The organism is Thermoflexibacter ruber (assembly GCF_900113045.1).
GTDB classification, from domain to species: Bacteria; Bacteroidota; Bacteroidia; order Cytophagales; family Thermoflexibacteraceae; genus Thermoflexibacter; species Thermoflexibacter ruber.
On the sequence record NZ_FONY01000001.1, the window covers coordinates 29011 to 49647 of the forward strand.

The window sequence follows — 20637 nt, forward strand, 5'->3', positions numbered from 1 at the left end:
ACTTGGTCTGCGAACAATCACGGTTTGAAGTGCTATTTTGAAATTTCATACTTTTTATTTACATTTGTGCTTGTATGATATTAAAAATAACACCTTGAAAATTCTCAAAACTTTTGGGTGTTGAGCTAAGTATAGCAACAATTGTAACGATAGCCAATCTATGCAAAAAGTCTATCAAAATTAAAACTTAAACTTCTTGTATGTCAAAACAAATTATTTCTACTGAAAATATTTCCAAACGCTACATCATGGGTAGCGAAATCATAGATGCCCTCAAATCTATCACTATCAGCATCAACAAAGGTGAATATGTTGCTTTTATGGGCCCTTCTGGCTCTGGCAAATCTACATTGATGAACATTGTCGGCTGTTTGGATACGCCTACAGGTGGTACTTACATACTCAACGGCAAGGACGTAAGCAATATGAGCGAGAATGAATTAGCCGAAATAAGGAATAAAGAGATTGGCTTCGTATTTCAAACTTTTAATCTATTACCACGTTCTACCTCATTGGAGAATGTCGCTCTCCCCTTGATTTATGCGGGTATTAGCAAAAGTGAGAGGGAAGAGAAAGCCATGCAAGCACTTATCAATGTAGGGTTAGGTGATAGAGCAAAGCACAAGCCAAATGAACTCTCAGGGGGACAAAGGCAGAGGGTAGCCATAGCAAGAGCCTTGGTGAACGACCCAAGTATTATTTTGGCTGACGAACCCACAGGGAACTTAGATACAAAGACTTCCTATGAAATCATGGAACTCTTTGACCAACTGCACCGCAAAGGCAATACTATCATTATGGTAACTCACGAAGACGACATTGCCCACTACGCCCACCGCATAGTGAGATTGAGGGACGGACTGATAGAATCTGACCTTAGAAACAACAATATTACTAATCCGAAAGAAGAAAAAGCAAAATTGGAACTGAGGAAGGCTTCTTACTGAAAGAGAAATCTTTATACTTTTACCCCTACTACTAATATGTCATCTATCTGTCTATGAGGCTCTTCTAACCAATCTTGCATGGTTTTCTCTAAAATTGCCTTTTGTACTTCCATAGGCTTTTGGTGGATACTTAGAAGCAACTCTCTGAGTTTTCGAGTGCCAAATTTTCCATTTTCTCCTACTCCAAATTGGTCTTGGTAGCCATCGGTAAAAAGATAAAATGTGGTGGGTTCATCTATAAAGAGTGTGTGCTTGACAAATCGCTTTTCAGTATGTCGCGGGTGATAGCCCCCTATGGGGATATTGTCCCCTCTGATGTATTTTATTTCGTTGTTTTGAATTAGTACTATGGGGTTTCCCGCCCCTGCAAATTCTAACTTTGGCTTGCCCAGTATCTCTTTATATTCTTCTGGGAATTGGTCTATGGTACAAATGGCGATATCCATTCCATCTTGCACTAAGGTAGTTCCTTGCCTGAGTACTCGCTGTACATCTTTGCGAAGCTCCTCCAAAATAAGTTCAGGCGAAGTAATATTACGAGTATTAACGATTTCATTGAGCAAATCATTCCCTATGAGGCTCATAAAGGCACCAGGTATGCCATGCCCCGTACAATCCACCACCGCTACAATAGCTTTGTAGTGCTTACGTGTTACCCAGTAAAAATCCCCGCTCACTATATCCAAAGGCTTATACATAATGAAGTAATCACTTAGCACTCGGTCTATTTCCTCTGTCGTAGGTAAAATGGCTTGTTGAATACGCTTGGCATAATTAATACTTGCCAAAATATCCTCATTTTTTCGTTCAATAATTTTGTTCTTTCGCTCCAATTCTTCTTGGGATTTGGAAATAGCTTCATTAGCCAATCGCAAGTCCTCACTTTGCTTAATGAGTTCCTCCTGCTGCTTCTTAAATTGAGTTAAAACGAGGTTTAACTGTTCGTTTCTTCTCTCTATCAGTTTGTTGGCTTCTTGAAGTTGGTCATTTGCCAATTTCCGTTCCGTAATATCATTAATCGTAGCAATAAAAGAGGACTTTTCGTAGGCATTGGAAGTAGTAAGGTCTATCCAACGACTATTCCCATAGCCGTCTATTACTTGGATATCAGCCCTAAACGTAATGGTTTTTTTCATTTTCATTTTCCGCATTTGGGCTAATTTCTTTTCCACTTGTGGTCTGAAATCTGGGTGTACGATGTTAATGAGTGGTGTAGTAAAAAGTTTGAACATATCATAACCCAAAATTTTGGTACATTCAGGATTAGCATAGACAATACTTTGCCCATCGTGTATAAAAATACCCGCCGTATTGTACTCTATCAATTTCCTAAATCTTTCTTCACCTACCTGAAGAACCTCATTCATAGAGGAGAGTTCCTCTGCCTTGCGCCGCAATTCTTTTTCTAAATCCTGTTGCCCTGTTAAACTTTTTTTGAGTTCCTCGTTAGTCTGAGTAATTTTATTCAGGAAACCCTCTAATTTCTTAGTAGCTTTATTAAAAATAATAAATACTTGAAAGGCAAGGAGAAATAAAATAAGTAAATGGATAGTAATAGCAACAGACTGAGTATAAAAAGTATAATTGCGTGCTACTTGGTCAAAAATAACCAAGACCGCAATCAAACCTATACTACCCAAATATACAATTGTCAGTTTGCGTATAGACTTATTGATTTTGAAAGTCATGCAATAAATAAAAGAAAAAGCAAGTTGGTGTTTTTTTAGATATATTCCTTTTAAAATAGCAAAAAGTAAGCAAATAGGGTAAATCCGAGATGAAATATAGGAAAAACTTTAAAAAAACAATACAAATCTACTATTCTCTTTTGGCTGATACAAAATTTATGAGCCTTCTATTTATTTTTAAAACATAAATCCTAATTTTGTCAAATCTATACTTTATCCAATGAACTACTATGCGTTTATTGCTACTTGCTTTATTTTTGTCCTACTCGTCGTTTAGCCTTGCCCAGCAAACACAAAACATTGTTGATAGCCTTATCCAAATCCTACCTAACGTTCAGGATACCAATAAAGTCAATGTGCTAAATAATCTCAGCTACGCCATTGCCAATATTAATCCTGAACAATCCAGAGAATATGCTACCCAAGCTATCGCCTTAGCGACACAGATTAACTATCAGCACGGTTACGCAAGCGGTATAGACATTATGGGAACTTACTACGAAAGACTCGGGGACTATGCCAAAGCCTTAGAGTACAAATTTCAAGCATTGCGTATTCATGAGCAAATCAATGACATAGGAGGCATCGCTAAAAGTCTGAACAATATTGGGGTGATTTATTATCGGCAGAAAAACTTTGAACGCTCCTTAGAATACTATGAAAAAGCCTTAGCCATCATGCAAAAGCAGAATAAACCTTATGCCGTTGCGGTGTATTTACTCAATATTGGGGAGATATATCAGGAAAAAGGAGATTATGCCAAAGCTATAGAATACCAAGAAAAATCTATGGAAATCAGCAAGAAAATAGCCAATATGGAAGACTGTATTGCGTTTTCTTTGGGAATCATTGGGAAGTGCTATGCCGCACAAGGCAAATACACCAAAGCCTTGGAAAATATGCGGCAAACTATGCAGATTTTTGAAAGTATTAATGACAAAATTAGCTTGGCAGAATACCTTGTAGAAAGTGGCAATGTATATATTGCTATGAAAAACTATACAGAAGCATCTAAAAACTTTCAAAGGGCTATCCAAATTAGCACAGACATTGGCGATAGCAACTGGCTCAAATACGCACATTTAGGCTTAGCGAAAACTTATGCCGCTCAGAAAAATTTTGAAAAAGCCTACCTACACCAAGTCCAATACGATTCTCTCAAAGACATAGTTTTCAATGAAAACAATGCTAAACGCATAGAGCAAATGCAAACCCTTTACGAATCAGAAAAGAAACAAGCAGAAATAGAGATGCTCAAAAAAGACAAGCTCATCAAAGAAGAAGAAAATAGAATATCAAGACTGGTGAATTATTCTTTTTTAGGCACATTTCTATTCATCAGTGCTTTGACTTTTGCCCTCTATCGGAATAATCGCAATAAGCAAAAAGCCAACCAGTTACTTACTCATAAAAACAATGAAATTAATCTTAAAAATGCAGAGTTAGAACAACAAAAAGAGGAAATTCTTACCCAAAGGGATTTGCTGGAAAATCAAAATGTAGTGCTTCAAACCCAACAAAAAGAATTACAAGAAAGAAATGCAGAAATAGAAAAGCAACGCAACGACATTACCGCTTCTATCTCTTACGCCAAGCGTATCCAGACCGCTATACTACCCGAGATGAACAAGGTAAAGCAGTTCTTGCCTTCCTCTTTTGTCCTCTATAAGCCCAGAGATATTGTCAGCGGCGATTTTTACTACTTTGCCACTCTCCAAGAGGCGGAGGCACTTCACCATGACGGCACACGCCAATTAAGTGAAAAAATTATCTTGGCAGCTGTGGACTGCACAGGTCACGGAGTGCCAGGCGCATTTATGAGCATGATAGGTGATGCCATGCTCAATCAAATCGTGAATATCCAAAGAATTAGCTCGCCAGATAGGATTCTCAACGAACTCCATAAAGGCATCAGGCTTATGCTCAAGCAACAAGAAGGAGAAAATCGCGACGGCATGGATATTTCTATTTGTACCATAGATTTGCAGGCTAAGGTAATGGAGTTTGCTGGGGCGAGAAATGCCATGTATCTCATTCAAAACCAAGAATTAAAAGAAATTAAAGCAGATAGATTTTCTATTGGGGGGTATCAGCAAGAAAAGGAACGTGTTTTCAATAAAAGCATCATCAAATTAGATGTACCTACTACTTTTTATCTCTCCACAGACGGATACAAAGACCAGTTTGGGAGCGAGGAGGGAAAAAAGTTTTCTGCACGCCGTTTCAAAGAGCTACTTTTGCAGATTCATCATTTAGATTCCCAAGAGCAACACAGAATCCTTGAAAGCACCTTCGAGGAATGGAAAGGAAGGGAGCTACAGATAGATGATGTATTGGTGATAGGAGTATCTATTTGACTCTGAACGATTTTAATTTTCATCTATTTGCATATAATTCCAACAACTCTATCGCCGCTTTTACAGAGTGCTGTTTGCCTTCTTTTATGCTATCTTCCTTTTCTTTTATTAATTTCTTGATAAGAAAATGATTATAAAATTGATTTTCTAAGCTCTGTTTGATGACTTCGTGCATCCAAGCGATATTTTGGGCTTGTCTTTTTTGTTGGAAAGAATGATTGCTTTGTAAAAGGCATTGATATTGCATAATTAACTCCCAAATTTCTTGCAAACCCTTGTTTTCCAAAGCAGAGCAAGTCAAAACTTGGGCTTGCCAACCTGTTTCCGAAGGAGGGAACAGATGCAAGGCAGACTGATACTCAGCTTTGGCTAAGTGTGCTTTGGGTGCATTATCGCCATCAGCCTTAGTAATGACCACAGCATCAGCCATTTCCATGATTCCCTTTTTAATTCCTTGTAGCTCATCTCCTGCCCCTGCCAACATCAAAAGCAGGAAAAAATCTACCATATTGCTTACTGCGGTTTCTGACTGCCCTACGCCTACGGTTTCTATCAAAATCACCTCAAATCCTGCCGCTTCGCAAAGCAACATACTTTCTCGCGTTTTTCGGCTTACTCCCCCCAAAGAACTTCCCGCAGGAGAGGGTCTGATAAAAGCCAAAGGATTTCGTCCCAAAGTTTCCATGCGTGTTTTATCTCCCATGATGCTCCCTCCTGTTCGCTGACTGCTCGGGTCTATGGCTAAAACCGCCAATTTTTTGCCTAAACTTGTTACCAAATTACCAAAAGCCTCAATAAAAGTGCTTTTCCCTACGCCTGGCACCCCTGTAATGCCTATGCGAATAGAATTACCCGTCAGAGGTAAAAGGGCTTCAATCAGTTCAGAAGCAAGGGCATTGTCAGAAGCTAATTCGCTCTCTACCAAAGTAATGGCTCTACTTAGCACAAAGCGGTTCTGAGATTTGATACCTTCAATGTATTCTTCTATGGAAAGGCGTTTACGCATGGATTGCTACTTTTTGCCCAATTTCTCTCAGTACCTCAAATAGGTAATCAATGTCTTCGTAAGTACGGCGATGATTGATACAACACACCCTCAAAGCTGTTTTTCCTTTGATTTGTGTACCAGCCAAAAATACTCTCCCATCTTTTTCTATTTCTCTTAAAATTTGCTGATTGAGGTGATTGTAAAAAACTATATCCTCTTTTTTCTTCTCCTTATTCCCCACATACCTAAAACAAACGATAGACATAGGCACAGGAGCAAGCAGTTCAAAATCAGCGCTTTCTTCTATCTTGCTGGCTAAGTATTTGGCTTTCAAAATATCCTGCTCTATAGCTTCGGTCAATTGCTTTACTCCATAAGTTTTTAATGTCATCCAAATTTTCAAAGCCTTGAAGTCTTTGGTGAGTTGGAGGTTGTATTCCATGAGGTCGGTGCGGCTATCATTGCCTATATCAAGCTGTAAGTAGCTGGGAATGAGGCTATAAGTCTGTTTGAGATGATTCCTATTTTTTACATACACACAAGCTGATTCAAAAGGAACGTACAGCCATTTGTGCGGGTTAATTATCATAGAATCCGCTTTTTCCATTCCTTTAAATTGGTATTTGTAGCTTTCCAAAGCCGCTACAAAGCCACCATAAGCGGCATCTATGTGAAACCACAAATCGTATTTTTCACACAAATTTGCTAAAGCCTCTAAGTCATCGGAAGCTCCTGTATTGGTCGTACCCACGATGCCTACTACACAAATAGGCAATAGCCCAGCTTGCTTGTCCGCCACAATCTGCTTTTCCAAAGCATTTGTATCTATTTCAAAATCTTGATTTACAGGAATTTTTCTAAGGTATTTTTTCCCCAGCCCAAGCATATCTACTGCCTTGTCCACGCTGGAATGTCCTTCTTCTGAAACGTAAATAGTCATTGGCGGGCAAGCATACAATCCTTCTTCTGCTATATTTATGGGGGATTTGATTTTGCGAGCAACTGCTAAGGCTAAGAAATTTGCAAAAGCCCCTCCGCTTGTCAGTACTCCTCCTGCATCAGAAGAGTATCCCACCATTTCTGCTATCCACCGCAAGACGATTTTTTCTATTTCTGTATTGGCAGGTGCGCTATGCCACTTCAAATTGTTCTGATTCAGTCCATTGCGTAGCATTTCTGCTAAAATAGCCGCTTGATTTCCGCCTCCTGTGATATAACCGTAGTAATGCGGGTAAATATTTTTGTTTGAATATTGAAAAACCTTATGGGCAATGGTTTGGAGCAAATCGGCTGGGTTTTGAGAAGTCATGGGCAGAGCTTCATCAAAAACAGCTTGGATTTCCTCTGGCGAGGCATTAGGGTAGGTCTTGCCTTTGCCAATATGGGCATACCAAGTTAAGAGAATATCTGAGGCTTGCTGGAGAAGTTGTTGGAACTGCTCTGGCGCAAAGTCTAAGGACATGATAGTTTGGATAGTTATGAATTGTAAAATCTTTGAAAAATAAATTTCTTAATACCCTATTGCCGCACCGTCGGAGCGGTTCAAGTCTGACGCTCCTTCGTACATTCCATTGGGCAGTCGCAAGATAGCATCGACTTTGCCTAAGCCCCCAATATCTTGGATTATGTGTCCCATGCTTTGTAAGCGACTTTTTGTACTGTCAGGAATAGCCTCTTTTTCCATGAGAATCACGTCGGGTTGCCACTGGTGATGAAAACGCTTAGCATTGACTGCCTCTTGCATGGTCATTCCATGCTCTAAGACATTCAAAATCACTTGGAAAACTGTAGTGATGATGGTCGTTCCTCCCGGGGAGCCAACCACCATGAGCAGTTTTCCATTCTTTTCTACTATGCTTGGGGTCATAGAACTTAACATTCTTTTGTTAGGAGCGATGGCATTGGCTTCGCCTCCTATAGCCCCAAACTGATTAGGAACTCCTGCTTTTACGCTAAAATCGTCCATTTCATTGTTGAGGAAAAAACCTCCACCCTCCACCATGACTTTTGAGCCGAAGTAACTATTGAGCGTAGTCGTAATAGAAAAAGCATTGCCTTCCTTGTCAGTTACGGAAAAGTGCGTGGTTTCCACGCTCTCAATCGAGCTTACGTTGCCTTCTTTGATTTCTGCCGAAGGAGTTTTTTGTGTAGGTTTGATGCTGGCGTTTCGTTTTTTATTGTACTCAGGGTTCAGAAGCATTTCTTGGGGAACTTTGTAAAAATCAGGGTCGCCTAAGTGCGTAGCACGGTCAGCATATACCCTACGTTCCAATTCGGTCATGATGTGAATAGTTTGCGAATTGAGCAGTCCCCATTTTTTAATTGGGTAGTTCTCAGCCCCTTGCATCAATTGGAGTAGCGCAATTCCCCCACTTGAAGGCGGTGGCATAGAAATAATCTTGCAGTTTTTGTACTGTGTAGTTACAGGAGTACGCCAAACGGCTTTGTAGTTTTCTAAATCTTGTTTGGTGATGATTCCCCCACCTTTTTCCATTTCTTTGGCAAAAAGTTCGGCTGTTTCTCCTTTGTAAAAGCCATCTCTGCCCTTATCTCTGATGCGTTCTAAAGTTTTTGCCAAGTCTTTGTAATAAATCTTATCACCTTCTTGCCAAGGTCGGTCATCTCTGACTACGTGAATTTTGTAGCGGTTGGTTTTGAGGAACTGTTCTTTGGAGCGATTGAGGTATTCAGCTTCTCGCTTAGTCAATAAAAAACCATTGTTTGCCAAATCAATCGCAGGTTGGATAAGGTCTTTCCAAGCCATTTTGCCTAATTTTTGGTGCATTTGGTACATGGCATCTACTGAACCCGGCACCCCTACGGCTAAGTGTCCTATCAAACTCAAGTCTTTGATAACATTGCCATCTTTGTCCAAAAACATATCTCTATGGGCTTTGGAAGGGGCTTTCTCTCTGCCGTCTATGCTTCCTATTTCTCCATTTTTCAAGCGATAAACTACAAAAGCACTTCCTGCAATATTTCCCGCCACAGGATAGACGACTGCCAAAGCAAAAAAAGTGGCTACCGTAGCATCAGCCGCATTCCCTCCCCTTTTCAAAATTTCTACACCTACCTGTGAGGCAAGAGGATGGGCGGAGGACACCATGCCGTTCTTTGCCAAAGTACCTCGATTTTCCGACTTTTTAGGAAGTGGTTGGCAAGAAAAAATAAGTACAAGTGTGGCAAGAAAATAGATGTATTTTTTTATCATAGTCAAGCAAGATTAGAGCGTGAAAAGAAAATAAAAATAGAACCAAAGTTTTTTAGCAAAGCTGAGTACAAAGTTAAATAAGCAAAGAGTAGATAGAATTCCTCTTTGCTTTATCTAACAGATTAATATTTTTTAAAAGGATACCATTTTTGAGGGCTTTTGTTTGCCTCTACTACTGTTTCTATGAACGCCATTCCTCTAACACCGTCTTCTACTGTAGGGAAATCCATATAGAGTGGGTTAGGTGTTTCCCCCTTCAATCTGCTTCTCAGAGTTCTGGCAAAATTGCGGTATATGCTAGCAAAAGCCTCTAAGTACCCCTCTGGGTGTCCAGGAGGAGGTACTCTGATATGAGCCTTTGTAGCATCATACAAATTTCCTACGCCAGCTCTATATACTTCTTTTGGCTTACCTAAGTGTTTTACTATTAGTGTGTTAGGCTCCTCTTGTCGCCATTCTAAGCCTCCTTTTTCGCCGTAGATGCGGATATTGAGGTTGTTTTCATCACCTACGCATATCTGGCTGGCATGCAAGATTCCCTTTGCCCCATTATCAAAATGCAAAAGTACGTTGCCGTCATCATCAAGTTGCCTGCCCTCCACAAAAATAGTCAAGTCTGCACACAACTCTACGATTTTTAAGCCTGTGATATACTCTGCCAAATTCTCGGCGTGTGTACCTATATCACCCATGCAACCTGCTGCTCCAGAGCGATTAGGGTCAGTACGCCAAGCCGCTTGTTTGTTGTCCACGGGAGTAGCCAGCCAGCCTTGTGGGTATTCTACGATTACTTTGCGAATTTTGCCCAACTCTCCATTTCTGACCATAGCTCTTGCTTGCTTGACCATTGGGTAGCCTGTATAGTTATGGGTAAGTGCAAATAAAAGCCCTGTTTTATTGACCAAATCTCTGAGTTCAAGGGCTTCCTGCATATTAAAAGCCAGAGGCTTGTCGCAAACTACATGAAATCCATTTTCTAATGCCATCTTGGCAGGCGGAAAGTGTACGTGATTAGGCGTAACAATAGAAATAAAATCCATTCGCTCCCCTTCAGGAAGTTCTTTTTCTTTGAGAATCATCTCCTCGAAAGAGCCATATACGCGATTAGCAGGTAGCATAAGTTCCTCCCCAGAGGCTTTTGACCGAGCAGGGTCGCTGCTGAATGCCCCACACACCAATTCTATTTCTCCATCGATTGCGGCAGCAATGCGGTGAATTGCACCTATGAATGCCCCTTGTCCACCACCGACCATGCCCATTCTCATTTTCCTATTCATAATCTTTTACTGTTTAAGGTTGTGATAAATTGTTAGTGATGAGTAATAGGTTGTATTAATTAATAATCCAAAATTAGAGTTTTCTTAGAAAAATACTAAGGATTGTAATTTTTTTTGAGGAATAAAAAAAAGTAAAATGCTTAACTTTGCCGTAAAATTTGCATAGAGAAAAACTAACTCGCGAACTTTTTACCTAAGAGCCTAAATATACATCTTACATAAATTTTCACTTTTTTGATAAGAAGGCTAATTTCTTTGCATTTGGTTTTCTTGATTGTTTTAATTGAAAAATTTAAAAAAATTTAATCCTATGAAGCAGGCTTTACATTGTTTTTTCTTATTTATTGCATTTACACTTTTATTAGCGAATCCATTATCTGCACAAGGAAAGTTCAATGCACTTCAACTTTTGACAGACATCAAAGTACTCTCCTCTGATGAGTTTCAAGGAAGAAAAGTAGGCAGTTCAGGTAGTAAAAAAGCACAAGAATATATTATTAAGCGATTCTTGGAGTACAAACTCATGCCTTTTGACGGTTATTTTGAGCAAAATTTTGCTTTTACTCCTGCTTTTTCTATCAATTCTACGCCTAATACTAAAATCAATGGCACCAACCTCATTGGCTATATTGAGGGAAAACTGAACAAGGATATGTACATCGTGCTTACGGCTCACTATGACCACTTGGGGATTCGCAATAACGAAATTTACAATGGAGCAGATGATAATGCCTCTGGGGTAGCTGGCTTATTTGCCATTGCTGAGTATTTCCAGAAAAATAAGCCCGACCACTCTATTATTTTTGTGGCGGTAGATGCAGAAGAGATGGGACTGAAAGGGGCATATCATTTTGTAGATAACCCGCCTGTTCCCAAAGAAAAGATAGTGATGAACATTAATATTGATATGATAAGCCGTAACGAAAAAAACGAAATTTATGCTTGCGGGACTTATCACTACCCTTTCTTAAAAAACTACATGAGTAAAAACACGGTCAAACACGAGGTTACTTTAAAATATGGACATGATGTGCCTGAATCTATCAGTGGAGGTGCGCAGGATTGGACTTTTGCCTCTGACCATGGACCTTTTCATAAGGCTAGTATTCCTTTTATCTATTTTGGAGTAGAAGACCACCCCGACTATCACCGACCTACTGACCGATTTGATACTATCAACCAGGTATTTTTTATCAAAGCAACCGAATTGATATTGGATTACGTTATACTTTTTGATAAATATTTGAAAGCAGTTAAAAACGATAAGGTAGGAAAATAGTTTTAAGATTACATAGTAGTATAGTATAAGCATAGAACATTTGATTCACTAAATTGAAAATAAAATGATAGATAGTTATAATCGCTTTCTAACCAAGCAATTAGCATATTTATTTTTCATAAGTTTTATTTTTACATGGGCTTGCCAAACTGCCAAGCCTACTACCCAAGCTACCAATTTTACTACTGATGCCCCCGTTGAAGTCAAGGAAACCCCTTTGATTACAGTAGGCAAAAGTGTAGTTTCTGTAGGAGAGTTCAAATATGTATATGAAAAAAATAACCCCAAAGATGCCAACATCTATTCTGCGGAAAGCATCAAAGAATACTTAGACCTTTTCACTAACTTCAAACTCAAAGTAGAAGAGGCTAAAAACTTGGGTATGGATACTACTAAGGAGTTCATCAATGAATTTACAGAATACAAAAAACAGTTAGCCAAACCATACCTCACGGAAAACAAAGTAACCGATGACTTGGTCAAAGAGGCTTATGAAAGACTAAAAGAAGAAGTACATGCCTCTCACATCTTGATTAAAGTAGAACCTGAAGCAGTCCCTTCCGATACATTGGAGGCTTTCAACAAAATACAAGCTATCCGCCAAAGGTTACTTGCAGGGGAAAATTTTGAAAAATTGGCAATGGAACTCTCAGAAGACCCCTCTGCAAAGCAAAATAAAGGCGATTTAGGCTATTTTACTGCCTTGCAAATGGTGTATCAGTTTGAAGATATGGCTTATAAAACCCCTGTAAATCAGATTTCACCTATTTTTCGTACTCGTTTTGGCTATCATGTAATTAAAGTACACGAACGTCGCCCCTCTAATGGAGAGGTGAAGATTGCCCATATTTTTATCCGAACCGATACAGATTCGGTACAAGCAGCAAATAAAATTATGGAAATAGATAAACGCTTGCAGCAAGGGGAATCTTGGGAAAAACTGTGCCTTCAATACTCCGAAGATACACGAAGTAAGCCTAACAATGGTATCTTAGACCAATGGTTCTCCTCAGGCATGTTAGTCAAACCTCTGGAAGAAGCCTCTTTTGGACTCAGAGAAGTAGGACAGATTTCTAAGCCCGTAAGAAGCCCTTATGGTTGGCACATCATCAAACTTATTGAAAGGAAAGGGCTTGCCCCTTTTTCTGAAATAGAAAATATCTTAAAACAGCGAGTTTCCAAAGATTCACGCTCAGAACTAAATCGTACCTTTTTGGTAAAAAAATTAAGAAAAGAAAATAGATTTGAGGAGAATGAGAAAAATAAAGCCTACGCATTTAGTAAAGCAGATAATTCTTTGATAAATGCAATTTGGAACTTCCAACGCTCTGACGAAAATCTCTCCAAAGTACTTTTCACCATCAATAGAAAACCTTATCGCATCAAAGATTTTTTTGCTTTTGTAGAAAAAGAACAGCAAAACAAGCCCTCACTATCTCCAATGCAATACATGGAACTACTCTATAATCAGTTTGTTGAAACAAGTTTATTGACGGAGGAAGAGGAAAACTTAGAAATCAAATATCCGGAGTTTCGCTATTTGGTCAATGAGTACAAAGAAGGAATGTTACTTTTTAAAATTATGGAAGACCGCGTTTGGGGAAAAGGCATTTCTGACAATCAAGGCTTAGAAAAGTATTTCCAAGAAAATCGCGAAAAATACAAATGGGATACCAGAGTCAGGGCTGCAATCTATACGTCAGAAAGAAAATCAGTGATAGACTCCTTGAAAATAGAGTTGAAAAAAGACTACATAGAAGATGTCAGACAGAAATTTGATGAAACTATTTTTCCCAAAAAAGGGATAACGCTGACCTCTCCTCAGTGGGGTGCACTCACCAAAATCATAGATTTTATGAAAAAAGATACGGCGGCTGTATTAGAAATTAGAGGGTATTACACACAAGGCGAATCCAACGGCATAGTCCAAGAGCGTATAGACCTCATCAAATCTTATTTTACAAGTGTAGGTATTCCAGCGAATAAGATAGCACAAAAGAATTTAGGACTAAGTCAAAATAAAAATGGTGGTTTGCAGTACATCATGTATTCCAGTGCTAAAACAATGCTCTTGTATAAATTTAACCAGTACAACCCTCTTACGCTCCAATACAACGAGGGAGTTTTCCAAAAAGGAGATAATAAAGCATTAGATTTGGTCAAGTGGGAAGTAGGTGAGCATACGGCTTCTGAGGATAACAAATACTACCTTATCATTATCAAAGAAATACAAGCACCTCGTAACAAAGAACTTAGCGAAACAAGAGGAGCGGTAATTTCTGATTATCAGCAGTTTTTAGAAAAAGAACTTATCGCTGAGTTGAGAGCTAAATACAAAGTAAGTATAGATGAGGGAGAGGTAAAGAAACTTCTCAAAAGGCAATAGTTCCCGCAAATGTATTAGACAAAGGAAAAATATCTATAACTTATTCATAATCTATACTTTAATCCCTAAAGACTTCATCAATATTTAGGGATTAAATGTAAATAAATTAGTTCCTCATAGGAGATTTTTCATAGTAAGACATGGCTTCTGGCATCATTGCTTCCAAATCTCTAATCCTTCTATCGTGTGAAGGGTGAGTAGAAAGAAACTCTGGGGGTTGCTGTCCATTGCTGGCACCAGCCATACGTTGCCAAAAGGCAGGGGCTTCTCTGGGATCATATCCTGCCATAGAGGAGAAAATCAATCCAATCTTATCTGCTTCGGACTCATGCTGACGAGAGAAACTAAGCAAACCTAAGTTAGTAACTACCCCTGCGGATTGGAGCAAAATCTGATTGACTAAAGAAGGATTCTTGCTTTGTACAATCGCTCCACCAACAGTAAGCAAGCCATTAGCAAGTAGCGTTTGGCTCATTCTTTCGTTTCCATGCTCAGCTATGGCATGGGCTATTTCATGCCCCATTACGATAGCTAAACCATTTTCATCTCTACAAATAGACATGATGCCCGTATAGACTACTACTTTTCCACCGGGCATGCAAAAGGCATTGACCTGTCTGTCTTCCACCACATTGAACTCCCATCGGAAGTCTTGGATTCTGTCTGACATTCCTTTTTCTGCCATGTAGGCTTCCACTGCTCTTTGAATGCGTGTGCCTACGCCCCGCACCATGTTTACTTGTGCCTGATTGGTGGAAAGTCGGTTTTGAGAAAGGAATTGGTTGTACTGGCTAAAACTCATCGCAAGAAGCTCTGAATCTGGCATAAATTTGAGCTGCCTACGCCCTGTTACAGGGACAGTATTACAATAGCTAAAAGTGAACGCTATTAAAGCAAGAAATATAAATTTTTTCAAAAATTGTTTCATAGTTTTTTTGGGTAGCATTGGTAATGAATAATGAAAACAAATAAAAATAGTAATTTTTAGGTAAAGATTTATATAAAGACAAATAAAATTTTTGGTGGTGAGTTAGATTTGCTAAAAATAATTTTATTGTACCTAAGTTCAGTTTTCCAATGAGGTAATCTTTACCTGATAAGACAAAGATAGGGATTTAAAAATTCCGAGTGATACTATTAAATAAAAAGCAAAAAGCACCCCCCAAAGAGTAAGGTACTTTTTGCTTTTAAACCTCTAAATGACTAAGATTGCTTAATATCCTGGATTCTGTATCAATTTAGCATTACGATTAATCTCATCGCGACTGAGTGGTCTGAAATACATTTTGTCCACCCACCTTCTTCTTTCTATTTCCGTGTTGTCCACTACTGTATAGGTATAATCATACACATTCCTATCGTGTCTATAGGGTACATGTGGTGTAGCACCAGGTTTAAGCCTTGCCCTCACGTTCATTACTTTTATTCCTCTGCCTACGGTTTCCGCTGGGATAAGCCACCTACGTACATCATGATAGCGATGTTCCTCATAAGCCAGTTCTATACGCCTTTCATTGCGGTATCTTTGCTTCAAAGCCTCTCCAGCATCTGTTACTGCGGGCATACCTGCTCTGAACCTGATTTTGTTAAGCCAATTTCTTGCTTCGCCTTCTTCTCCTAATTCTATCAAAGCTTCTACATAGTTGAGAACCATCTCAGTAGTACGAATAAAAGGCCAAGGAATAACTTGGGCATTAGATTGGTTATCAGGAAGGGCAGGATTAGGGTCTATAAATTTTCTTACATAGTAGCTCGTTCTACTTCCGTTCCAGTTTTCTATGGGAGATTCACGGGTATCCACCCCGTTAATAATACCACCTTGACCGTTATCATAGTATCCTGATTGGATTTGATTCATAGGGTCTAAAGCAGCTACGCTACCCGGTCTTGGTTTCCAAGGAGCCCCGTCATACATAATAGAAACATAAAATCTTGGGTCTCTGTTTAGATATGGGGCTTGGCTGTGTGCAGGGTTATTCCAATTGAACTTAGTCCCGTCCATCATTTCATAGTCATCTACTAACTGTTGTATAGGCGTATTTCCTCCCCAGTTGTTGTAACCATTCGGACCGTTGTTGATACCATGTTGCGTACCACCGAGGGGCCACTGACTTTCTGGAGTAAATAAAGCCGAAAGTGTTCTTTGGAATATTAACTCTGCGGCACCTGCGGGGTCTGCCACTGCACTTTTGCCTCCCATAGCTATAGCATTATAGTTGGCTCTACCTTCGGTAGGAGAAACAGGAGCATTCAAGTTGAGTTTGTATCCGCTATGTATATCTAAAACTGCTTTTGCGGCATCTCTTGCGGCTTGCCACCTTGCTCTCCTATCACCACTTGTGTAAGCCAACAGTTCCATATTAGCAAAATTAGCTATACCTGGTGCCTTAGCTCTTAGACTTGCCGCATCGTGCATATCGCTTGCTGCATAAAGCAAGATACGTGCTTTTAAAGCCAATGCTGCTACGCGAGAGGCTCTCCCGGGAGTTTCTGGCTTACCTGTTAGTAATTGAGCCGCTTTGTCTAAGTCGCTAATCATGAATTTCACACATTCATCATAAGTATTGCGCGCGACTGCATAATCTTCGTTTAAGCCGTAAGCCTTCTCAATGATAGGTACGCCACCATAAAAACGCACTAATTGTTGATAGTAATAAGCTCTCAGAAAGTGAACCTCACCCAATAATCTATCTTTCAGTGTTTGATTAGTGAAAGTTGCTTTAGGTAAGTTTTCAATCGCAATATTACACTGCCTAATCGCTCTATACATAGCGTTCCAGCTATATGTATCGCTTGTCCATGCTATATTTGAGGGGCTTTCGTTTCCCTCCGTAAAAGTATTGATGTTTCTACCTGCATGGGTAAACATTGCTTCATCTGTATATGCTGCCAAAGCCTGCTCCTCAAAGCCTCCATATCCTAAAAAAGCATAGGCTCCATTTACAAAGGCTTCAGAAAGCGCACCATCACCCCAAGTAGCACTGCTTGATATCCTGTCCTGAGGTTGTGTTTCCAAGAAGTCAGTTTTACAAGATAGCGTAATCAAAGTAGTTAGGCATATAATGCCAAGTGTTTTTTTGATTTTTTTCATATTTAAAAGAATTTAGAAAGTTACGGTTAAGCCTGTATTGATGATACGAGATAAAGGATAAGATACCCCTCCAGAAGCCTCTGCCTCTGGGTCAAATATTTTGTTCTTTGCAATGGTAAACACGTTCAATCCATTTACAAAAAATCTTACATTAGACAAATGGACTTTATCCACTACTGCTCTGGGCAGTGAGTAACCTAACTCAATATTTTTCAAACGCAGATAGTTTTTACTAAACAAATAATAAGTATTATTGCCAAAATTACCACCTGTAAAATAAGTATCGCCACGACTTGCCAATCTTGGGTGCTGTCCGTTGGGGTTGTCAATAGACCAACGATTGACGTAAAAGTAGTTCAAGAAGTTACCTATGTCCCCTGATTCTGTTTGAATCCTTAATGCCGCTCCTGTTGCTCCTTGGAAAAGCATATTCAGGTCAAAGCCTTTATAGCGAATATCTACTGTTGCACCAAAGTTAAAAGTAGGGGTAATATTTTTGTTTAGTCTTACCATATCATCAGCATTGATTTTGCCATCTCCATTGTAATCTACGAATTTCATGTCACCCGGCAGTAAGCGAGAAGTTACGGCACTATAATCGATTCTGTTAGCATCTATTTCCGCTTGGTCGCGAAATACTCCGTCAGATTGATAAACTAAAAAAGCACCAATGGGTTTTCCTTCTTGTCTTTGCCAATCAGGTGCGCCCGGAACTTCGTCCATGAACACGACTTTATTTCTTGCAAAGCCACCATTCACTCCTACTCTGAATTGTAAATCCTCGAGTGCTTTTCCATTATAGCCTACATTGAACTCAAAACCTCGGTTATCTACTATCCCTGCATTGACAGGAGGCAGTAAAGAGCTAATACCAGAAGAAGCAGGCGTAGAACCTGTTTGTTGAATCAAGATTTGCGACCTTCTGTTGTAGAAGTATTCAAAAGTAAAATCAATTCTGTTTCCAAACAAAGTACCGTCTAATCCTACATTGTAGTTGTTTGCTCTTTCCCAAGTAAAGTTAGGGTTTGCTAAGATTACTTCTCGTAGAGTAGTTGCTAACTCATTGTTGATGGGGTATTGCCCAAAAGTATAAGTAGATAAGAAAGCATATTCTTGGAGTTGTCCATTAAAAACTACTTGGTCATTACCCATTTGCCCATAAGAAGCCCTAAGCTTCAAATAGTCAATTCCGGGTACTTTGAACCACTCCTCACTGGTCATATTCCAGCCAAGCAAGACTCCAGGGAAGAAACCAAACCTGCCAGATTGGGGGAAGATGTAAGAGCCATCGTATCGCCAAACGTATTCTGCCAAATATTTGTCTTTGTAGTTGTATTGGACTCTGCCGTAATACCCCAAACGCGCTCTGTTATAGGCACTTCCACTATTGTCTTGTAAAAGTGCACCTCCTGCAAACAATTGGTCAATGGCAGGAGAAATATAATTCCTTCTATAAGCATAGAAAAAATCTCCCCTAAAAGTTTCCTTTGTTACCCCAGCAAGCACGCTTAAATTGTGGTTATCGCCTAATTTAGTATCATAGGTTAAGATACCTGTCATGTTGGTATTCAATATATTCCCATTGCTCTGACGTAATCTTGGGTCGGTAAAAGTAGAGCGGATAGAGCCTACCAATTTAGGAGTTACGCCATCTGCCTCAAATGTAATCTTATCCCAAGAGTAGAGCATCCAGGGAGTTTGCCATATCTTATTATTGTCCGCTGTTTTATCTACAGAACCAGAGAGGTTGAGTTTCAGTCCTTTTATCCAAGGGTTGGTAATCGTTACTCCACCATTTGCTTGTACAAAATCTCTGGGGTTTTGTTGGTATCCTGTGGCATTGGTAGTAATTACATACGGATTTTGACCATTCTCGATATCAGGACCTGGTAAGCCATTAGGCCAAACCTCTGGTTCAGTAGGACGACCACGCATCAGCATTCTGAAAATAGCCCCTGCACTTTCAGTAGGGTATCTCCTATCTTCCCTACGCACCATGATACCTAAGTTGGCATTGATATACTCATTGACTTTGCTATCTACGTTTAACCTAAAGTTATATTGTTGATATTTAGTCGCTGAGTTCTTATAAATCGCATCTTGGAATACATAACCTAACGAAGCCATGTACCTTACATTTTCCGTTCCCCCAGAAAGTTGTAGATTGTGTCTTGATTGGGGCGCCCATGTCTTAAAGGCATCTCTAAACCAGTCTGTATTGGGGTATCTCCAAGGGTCAGAGCCGTCTGCGTGTTTTCGTACTGCTTCTGGGCTGTAGTTAGCACTTAACGCTCTTATCCCAGGAGTGGGAGATTGGTATGTTCCTGTTTGTTGAATACTTGCCCAAGCTGCGCCCCATTCATTGACAGGAATAGTATTATAGATAGGTAATTCGTTCATAATATTGGCATACTCAAAGGCACTTGCCATTTTCGGAATGGTGGTAGGTTGCGACCAGCCTTGGTTAAAGTCATATACCACTGTTGGTTTCCCTGTTTTCCCTCTTTTGGTAGTAACGATAATTGCACCATTTGCGGCGCGCGCGCCGTAAATCGCCGCCGAAGCATCTTTGAGTACAGAGATGGATTCTATATCTCTGGGATTCAGACGACCTAAGCCCCCATCGCGGTCAGGGATACCGTCAATCACTATCAAAGGGCTACTATTCCCAAGCGTATTAGTCCCTCTGATAGAAACACGCGCACCATCTTGTCCAGGTTCTCCACTGGTTTGGATAACAACTAAGCCGGGTAAGCGACCTGCCAAAGAGTTAGATAAGTCCACTGCTGGCGACTGGATTATTTTTTCCCCTTGCACTGCCGCTACCGCACCTGTAACTGTAACCTTCTTTTGCTCTCCATAAGCTACTACTACTACCTCATCTAAGAAACTCGAGGCAGTAGCTAAAGAAACATTAATAGTAGTTTGATTTCCCACTGTGATTTCTTGTGTCTGATACCCTACAAAAGAGAATATCAATATATCAGAGCCACCGTCTGGTAGAGAAATAGCATAATTCCCATCTACATCTGTCGAAGTACCCGTCTGAGTACCTTTGACCACTACGGTTACTCCCGGTAGGGCGGCACCGCCTTCGGCATCGGTAACTTTTCCACTTACTTTTTTTTGGGCAAAAGCAAAGGAGCTACACAGAAGAAAGAAAAGGAGAATGGGGACAAAACTGCCCGTTGAAGATTTGTTGTTTTTCATTTTCATTAAATTTAAAATAGAAATAAAGTGAAGTTGTAAGGTATAAATCACTAATTTTCAGTTGATATGCAAATCGTTGTGTTAGCCTCGAGTTCGATAACCTAATCGCAAAGGATTGTTCTTTGATTACAAATAACTGAAGCTATGCTTGATGTAAGTATTTCCTAAATAAAGACTTGCTTACGCTATGCAAAATTTTTGAT

Annotated in this window: 12 protein-coding genes; 4 read left to right on the plus strand and 8 right to left on the minus strand. The window is 39.7% G+C overall.

Annotated features, from left to right (window positions below; all coding sequences use genetic code 11):
• Positions 1 to 200 precede the first annotated feature (200 nt).
• Positions 201 to 947 carry an ABC transporter ATP-binding protein gene (locus BM141_RS00120; protein WP_091538167.1) on the plus strand — a complete coding sequence of 249 codons (747 nt, stop codon included), beginning with the start codon at positions 201 to 203 and terminating at the stop codon, positions 945 to 947.
• A gap of 11 nt (positions 948 to 958) precedes the next feature.
• On the opposite strand, the gene BM141_RS00125 is transcribed toward BM141_RS00120, so the two are convergent.
• Positions 959 to 2635, minus strand: coding sequence for a SpoIIE family protein phosphatase (locus BM141_RS00125; protein ID WP_091538169.1), 1677 nt, complete (start codon positions 2633 to 2635; stop codon positions 959 to 961).
• Between the two features lie 230 nt (positions 2636 to 2865).
• On the opposite strand from BM141_RS00125, the gene BM141_RS00130 reads away from it, so the two are divergent.
• Positions 2866 to 4992, plus strand: coding sequence for a tetratricopeptide repeat protein (locus BM141_RS00130; protein ID WP_091538171.1), 2127 nt, complete (start codon positions 2866 to 2868; stop codon positions 4990 to 4992).
• A 19-nt stretch (positions 4993 to 5011) separates the two neighbouring features.
• Here the strand turns inward: BM141_RS00130 and meaB are convergent, their stop codons facing one another.
• From meaB to BM141_RS00150, 4 genes are all read right to left on the minus strand, one after another.
• Positions 5012 to 5998, minus strand: a complete 987-nt coding sequence (gene meaB / locus BM141_RS00135) for a methylmalonyl Co-A mutase-associated GTPase MeaB (protein WP_091538173.1) — start codon at positions 5996 to 5998, stop codon at positions 5012 to 5014.
• Positions 5991 to 7442 (minus strand): pyridoxal phosphate-dependent decarboxylase family protein, encoded by a 1452-nt coding sequence (locus tag BM141_RS00140; RefSeq protein WP_091538175.1) that lies wholly within the window; start codon positions 7440 to 7442, stop codon positions 5991 to 5993. Before BM141_RS00140 ends, meaB begins: the two co-directional genes overlap by 8 nt.
• A gap of 48 nt (positions 7443 to 7490) precedes the next feature.
• Positions 7491 to 9191 carry a gamma-glutamyltransferase gene (gene ggt, locus BM141_RS00145; RefSeq protein WP_177217212.1) on the minus strand — a complete coding sequence of 567 codons (1701 nt, stop codon included), beginning with the start codon at positions 9189 to 9191 and terminating at the stop codon, positions 7491 to 7493.
• A gap of 122 nt (positions 9192 to 9313) precedes the next feature.
• Positions 9314 to 10468, minus strand: coding sequence for a Gfo/Idh/MocA family protein (locus tag BM141_RS00150; protein WP_091538177.1), 1155 nt, complete (start codon positions 10466 to 10468; stop codon positions 9314 to 9316).
• A 310-nt stretch (positions 10469 to 10778) separates the two neighbouring features.
• Here BM141_RS00150 and BM141_RS00155 point away from each other — a divergent pair, with 310 nt between their 5' ends.
• Together BM141_RS00155 and BM141_RS00160 are read left to right on the plus strand one after the other, a co-directional pair.
• The gene (locus BM141_RS00155) at positions 10779 to 11747 is read left to right on the plus strand and encodes a M28 family peptidase (RefSeq protein ID WP_091538505.1); all 969 of its coding nucleotides are present in this window, start codon (positions 10779 to 10781) and stop codon (positions 11745 to 11747) included.
• 64 nt (positions 11748 to 11811) lie between these two features.
• Positions 11812 to 14133 (plus strand): foldase protein PrsA, encoded by a 2322-nt coding sequence (locus BM141_RS00160; RefSeq protein WP_091538179.1) that lies wholly within the window; start codon positions 11812 to 11814, stop codon positions 14131 to 14133.
• 106 nt (positions 14134 to 14239) lie between these two features.
• Here the strand turns inward: BM141_RS00160 and BM141_RS00165 are convergent, their stop codons facing one another.
• From BM141_RS00165 to BM141_RS00175, 3 genes are all read right to left on the minus strand, one after another.
• Positions 14240 to 15061 carry a M48 family metallopeptidase gene (locus BM141_RS00165; protein ID WP_091538508.1) on the minus strand — a complete coding sequence of 274 codons (822 nt, stop codon included), beginning with the start codon at positions 15059 to 15061 and terminating at the stop codon, positions 14240 to 14242.
• 285 nt (positions 15062 to 15346) lie between these two features.
• Entirely contained in the window at positions 15347 to 17224 is a 1878-nt protein-coding gene (locus BM141_RS00170; protein WP_091538180.1) for a RagB/SusD family nutrient uptake outer membrane protein, read from the minus strand.
• A 12-nt stretch (positions 17225 to 17236) separates the two neighbouring features.
• On the minus strand, positions 17237 to 20434 hold the full coding sequence (locus tag BM141_RS00175; protein WP_091538511.1) for a SusC/RagA family TonB-linked outer membrane protein: 3198 nt from the start codon (positions 20432 to 20434) through the stop codon (positions 17237 to 17239).
• Positions 20435 to 20637: the final 203 nt, after the last annotated feature.

Excerpts from the sequence above, each read along its gene's own strand:
- BM141_RS00120 (WP_091538167.1), top strand. The coding sequence starts at position 201 with ATGTCAAAACAAATTATTTCTACTGAAAATATTTCCAAACGCTACATC.
- BM141_RS00125 (WP_091538169.1), bottom strand. The coding sequence starts at position 2,635 with ATGACTTTCAAAATCAATAAGTCTATACGCAAACTGACAATTGTATAT.
- BM141_RS00130 (WP_091538171.1), top strand. The coding sequence starts at position 2,866 with ATGCGTTTATTGCTACTTGCTTTATTTTTGTCCTACTCGTCGTTTAGC.
- meaB (WP_091538173.1), bottom strand. The coding sequence starts at position 5,998 with ATGCGTAAACGCCTTTCCATAGAAGAATACATTGAAGGTATCAAATCT.
- BM141_RS00140 (WP_091538175.1), bottom strand. The coding sequence starts at position 7,442 with ATGTCCTTAGACTTTGCGCCAGAGCAGTTCCAACAACTTCTCCAGCAA.
- ggt (WP_177217212.1), bottom strand. The coding sequence starts at position 9,191 with ATGATAAAAAAATACATCTATTTTCTTGCCACACTTGTACTTATTTTT.
- BM141_RS00150 (WP_091538177.1), bottom strand. The coding sequence starts at position 10,468 with ATGAATAGGAAAATGAGAATGGGCATGGTCGGTGGTGGACAAGGGGCA.
- BM141_RS00155 (WP_091538505.1), top strand. The coding sequence starts at position 10,779 with ATGAAGCAGGCTTTACATTGTTTTTTCTTATTTATTGCATTTACACTT.
- BM141_RS00160 (WP_091538179.1), top strand. The coding sequence starts at position 11,812 with ATGATAGATAGTTATAATCGCTTTCTAACCAAGCAATTAGCATATTTA.
- BM141_RS00165 (WP_091538508.1), bottom strand. The coding sequence starts at position 15,061 with ATGAAACAATTTTTGAAAAAATTTATATTTCTTGCTTTAATAGCGTTC.
- BM141_RS00170 (WP_091538180.1), bottom strand. The coding sequence starts at position 17,224 with ATGAAAAAAATCAAAAAAACACTTGGCATTATATGCCTAACTACTTTG.
- BM141_RS00175 (WP_091538511.1), bottom strand. The coding sequence starts at position 20,434 with ATGAAAAACAACAAATCTTCAACGGGCAGTTTTGTCCCCATTCTCCTT.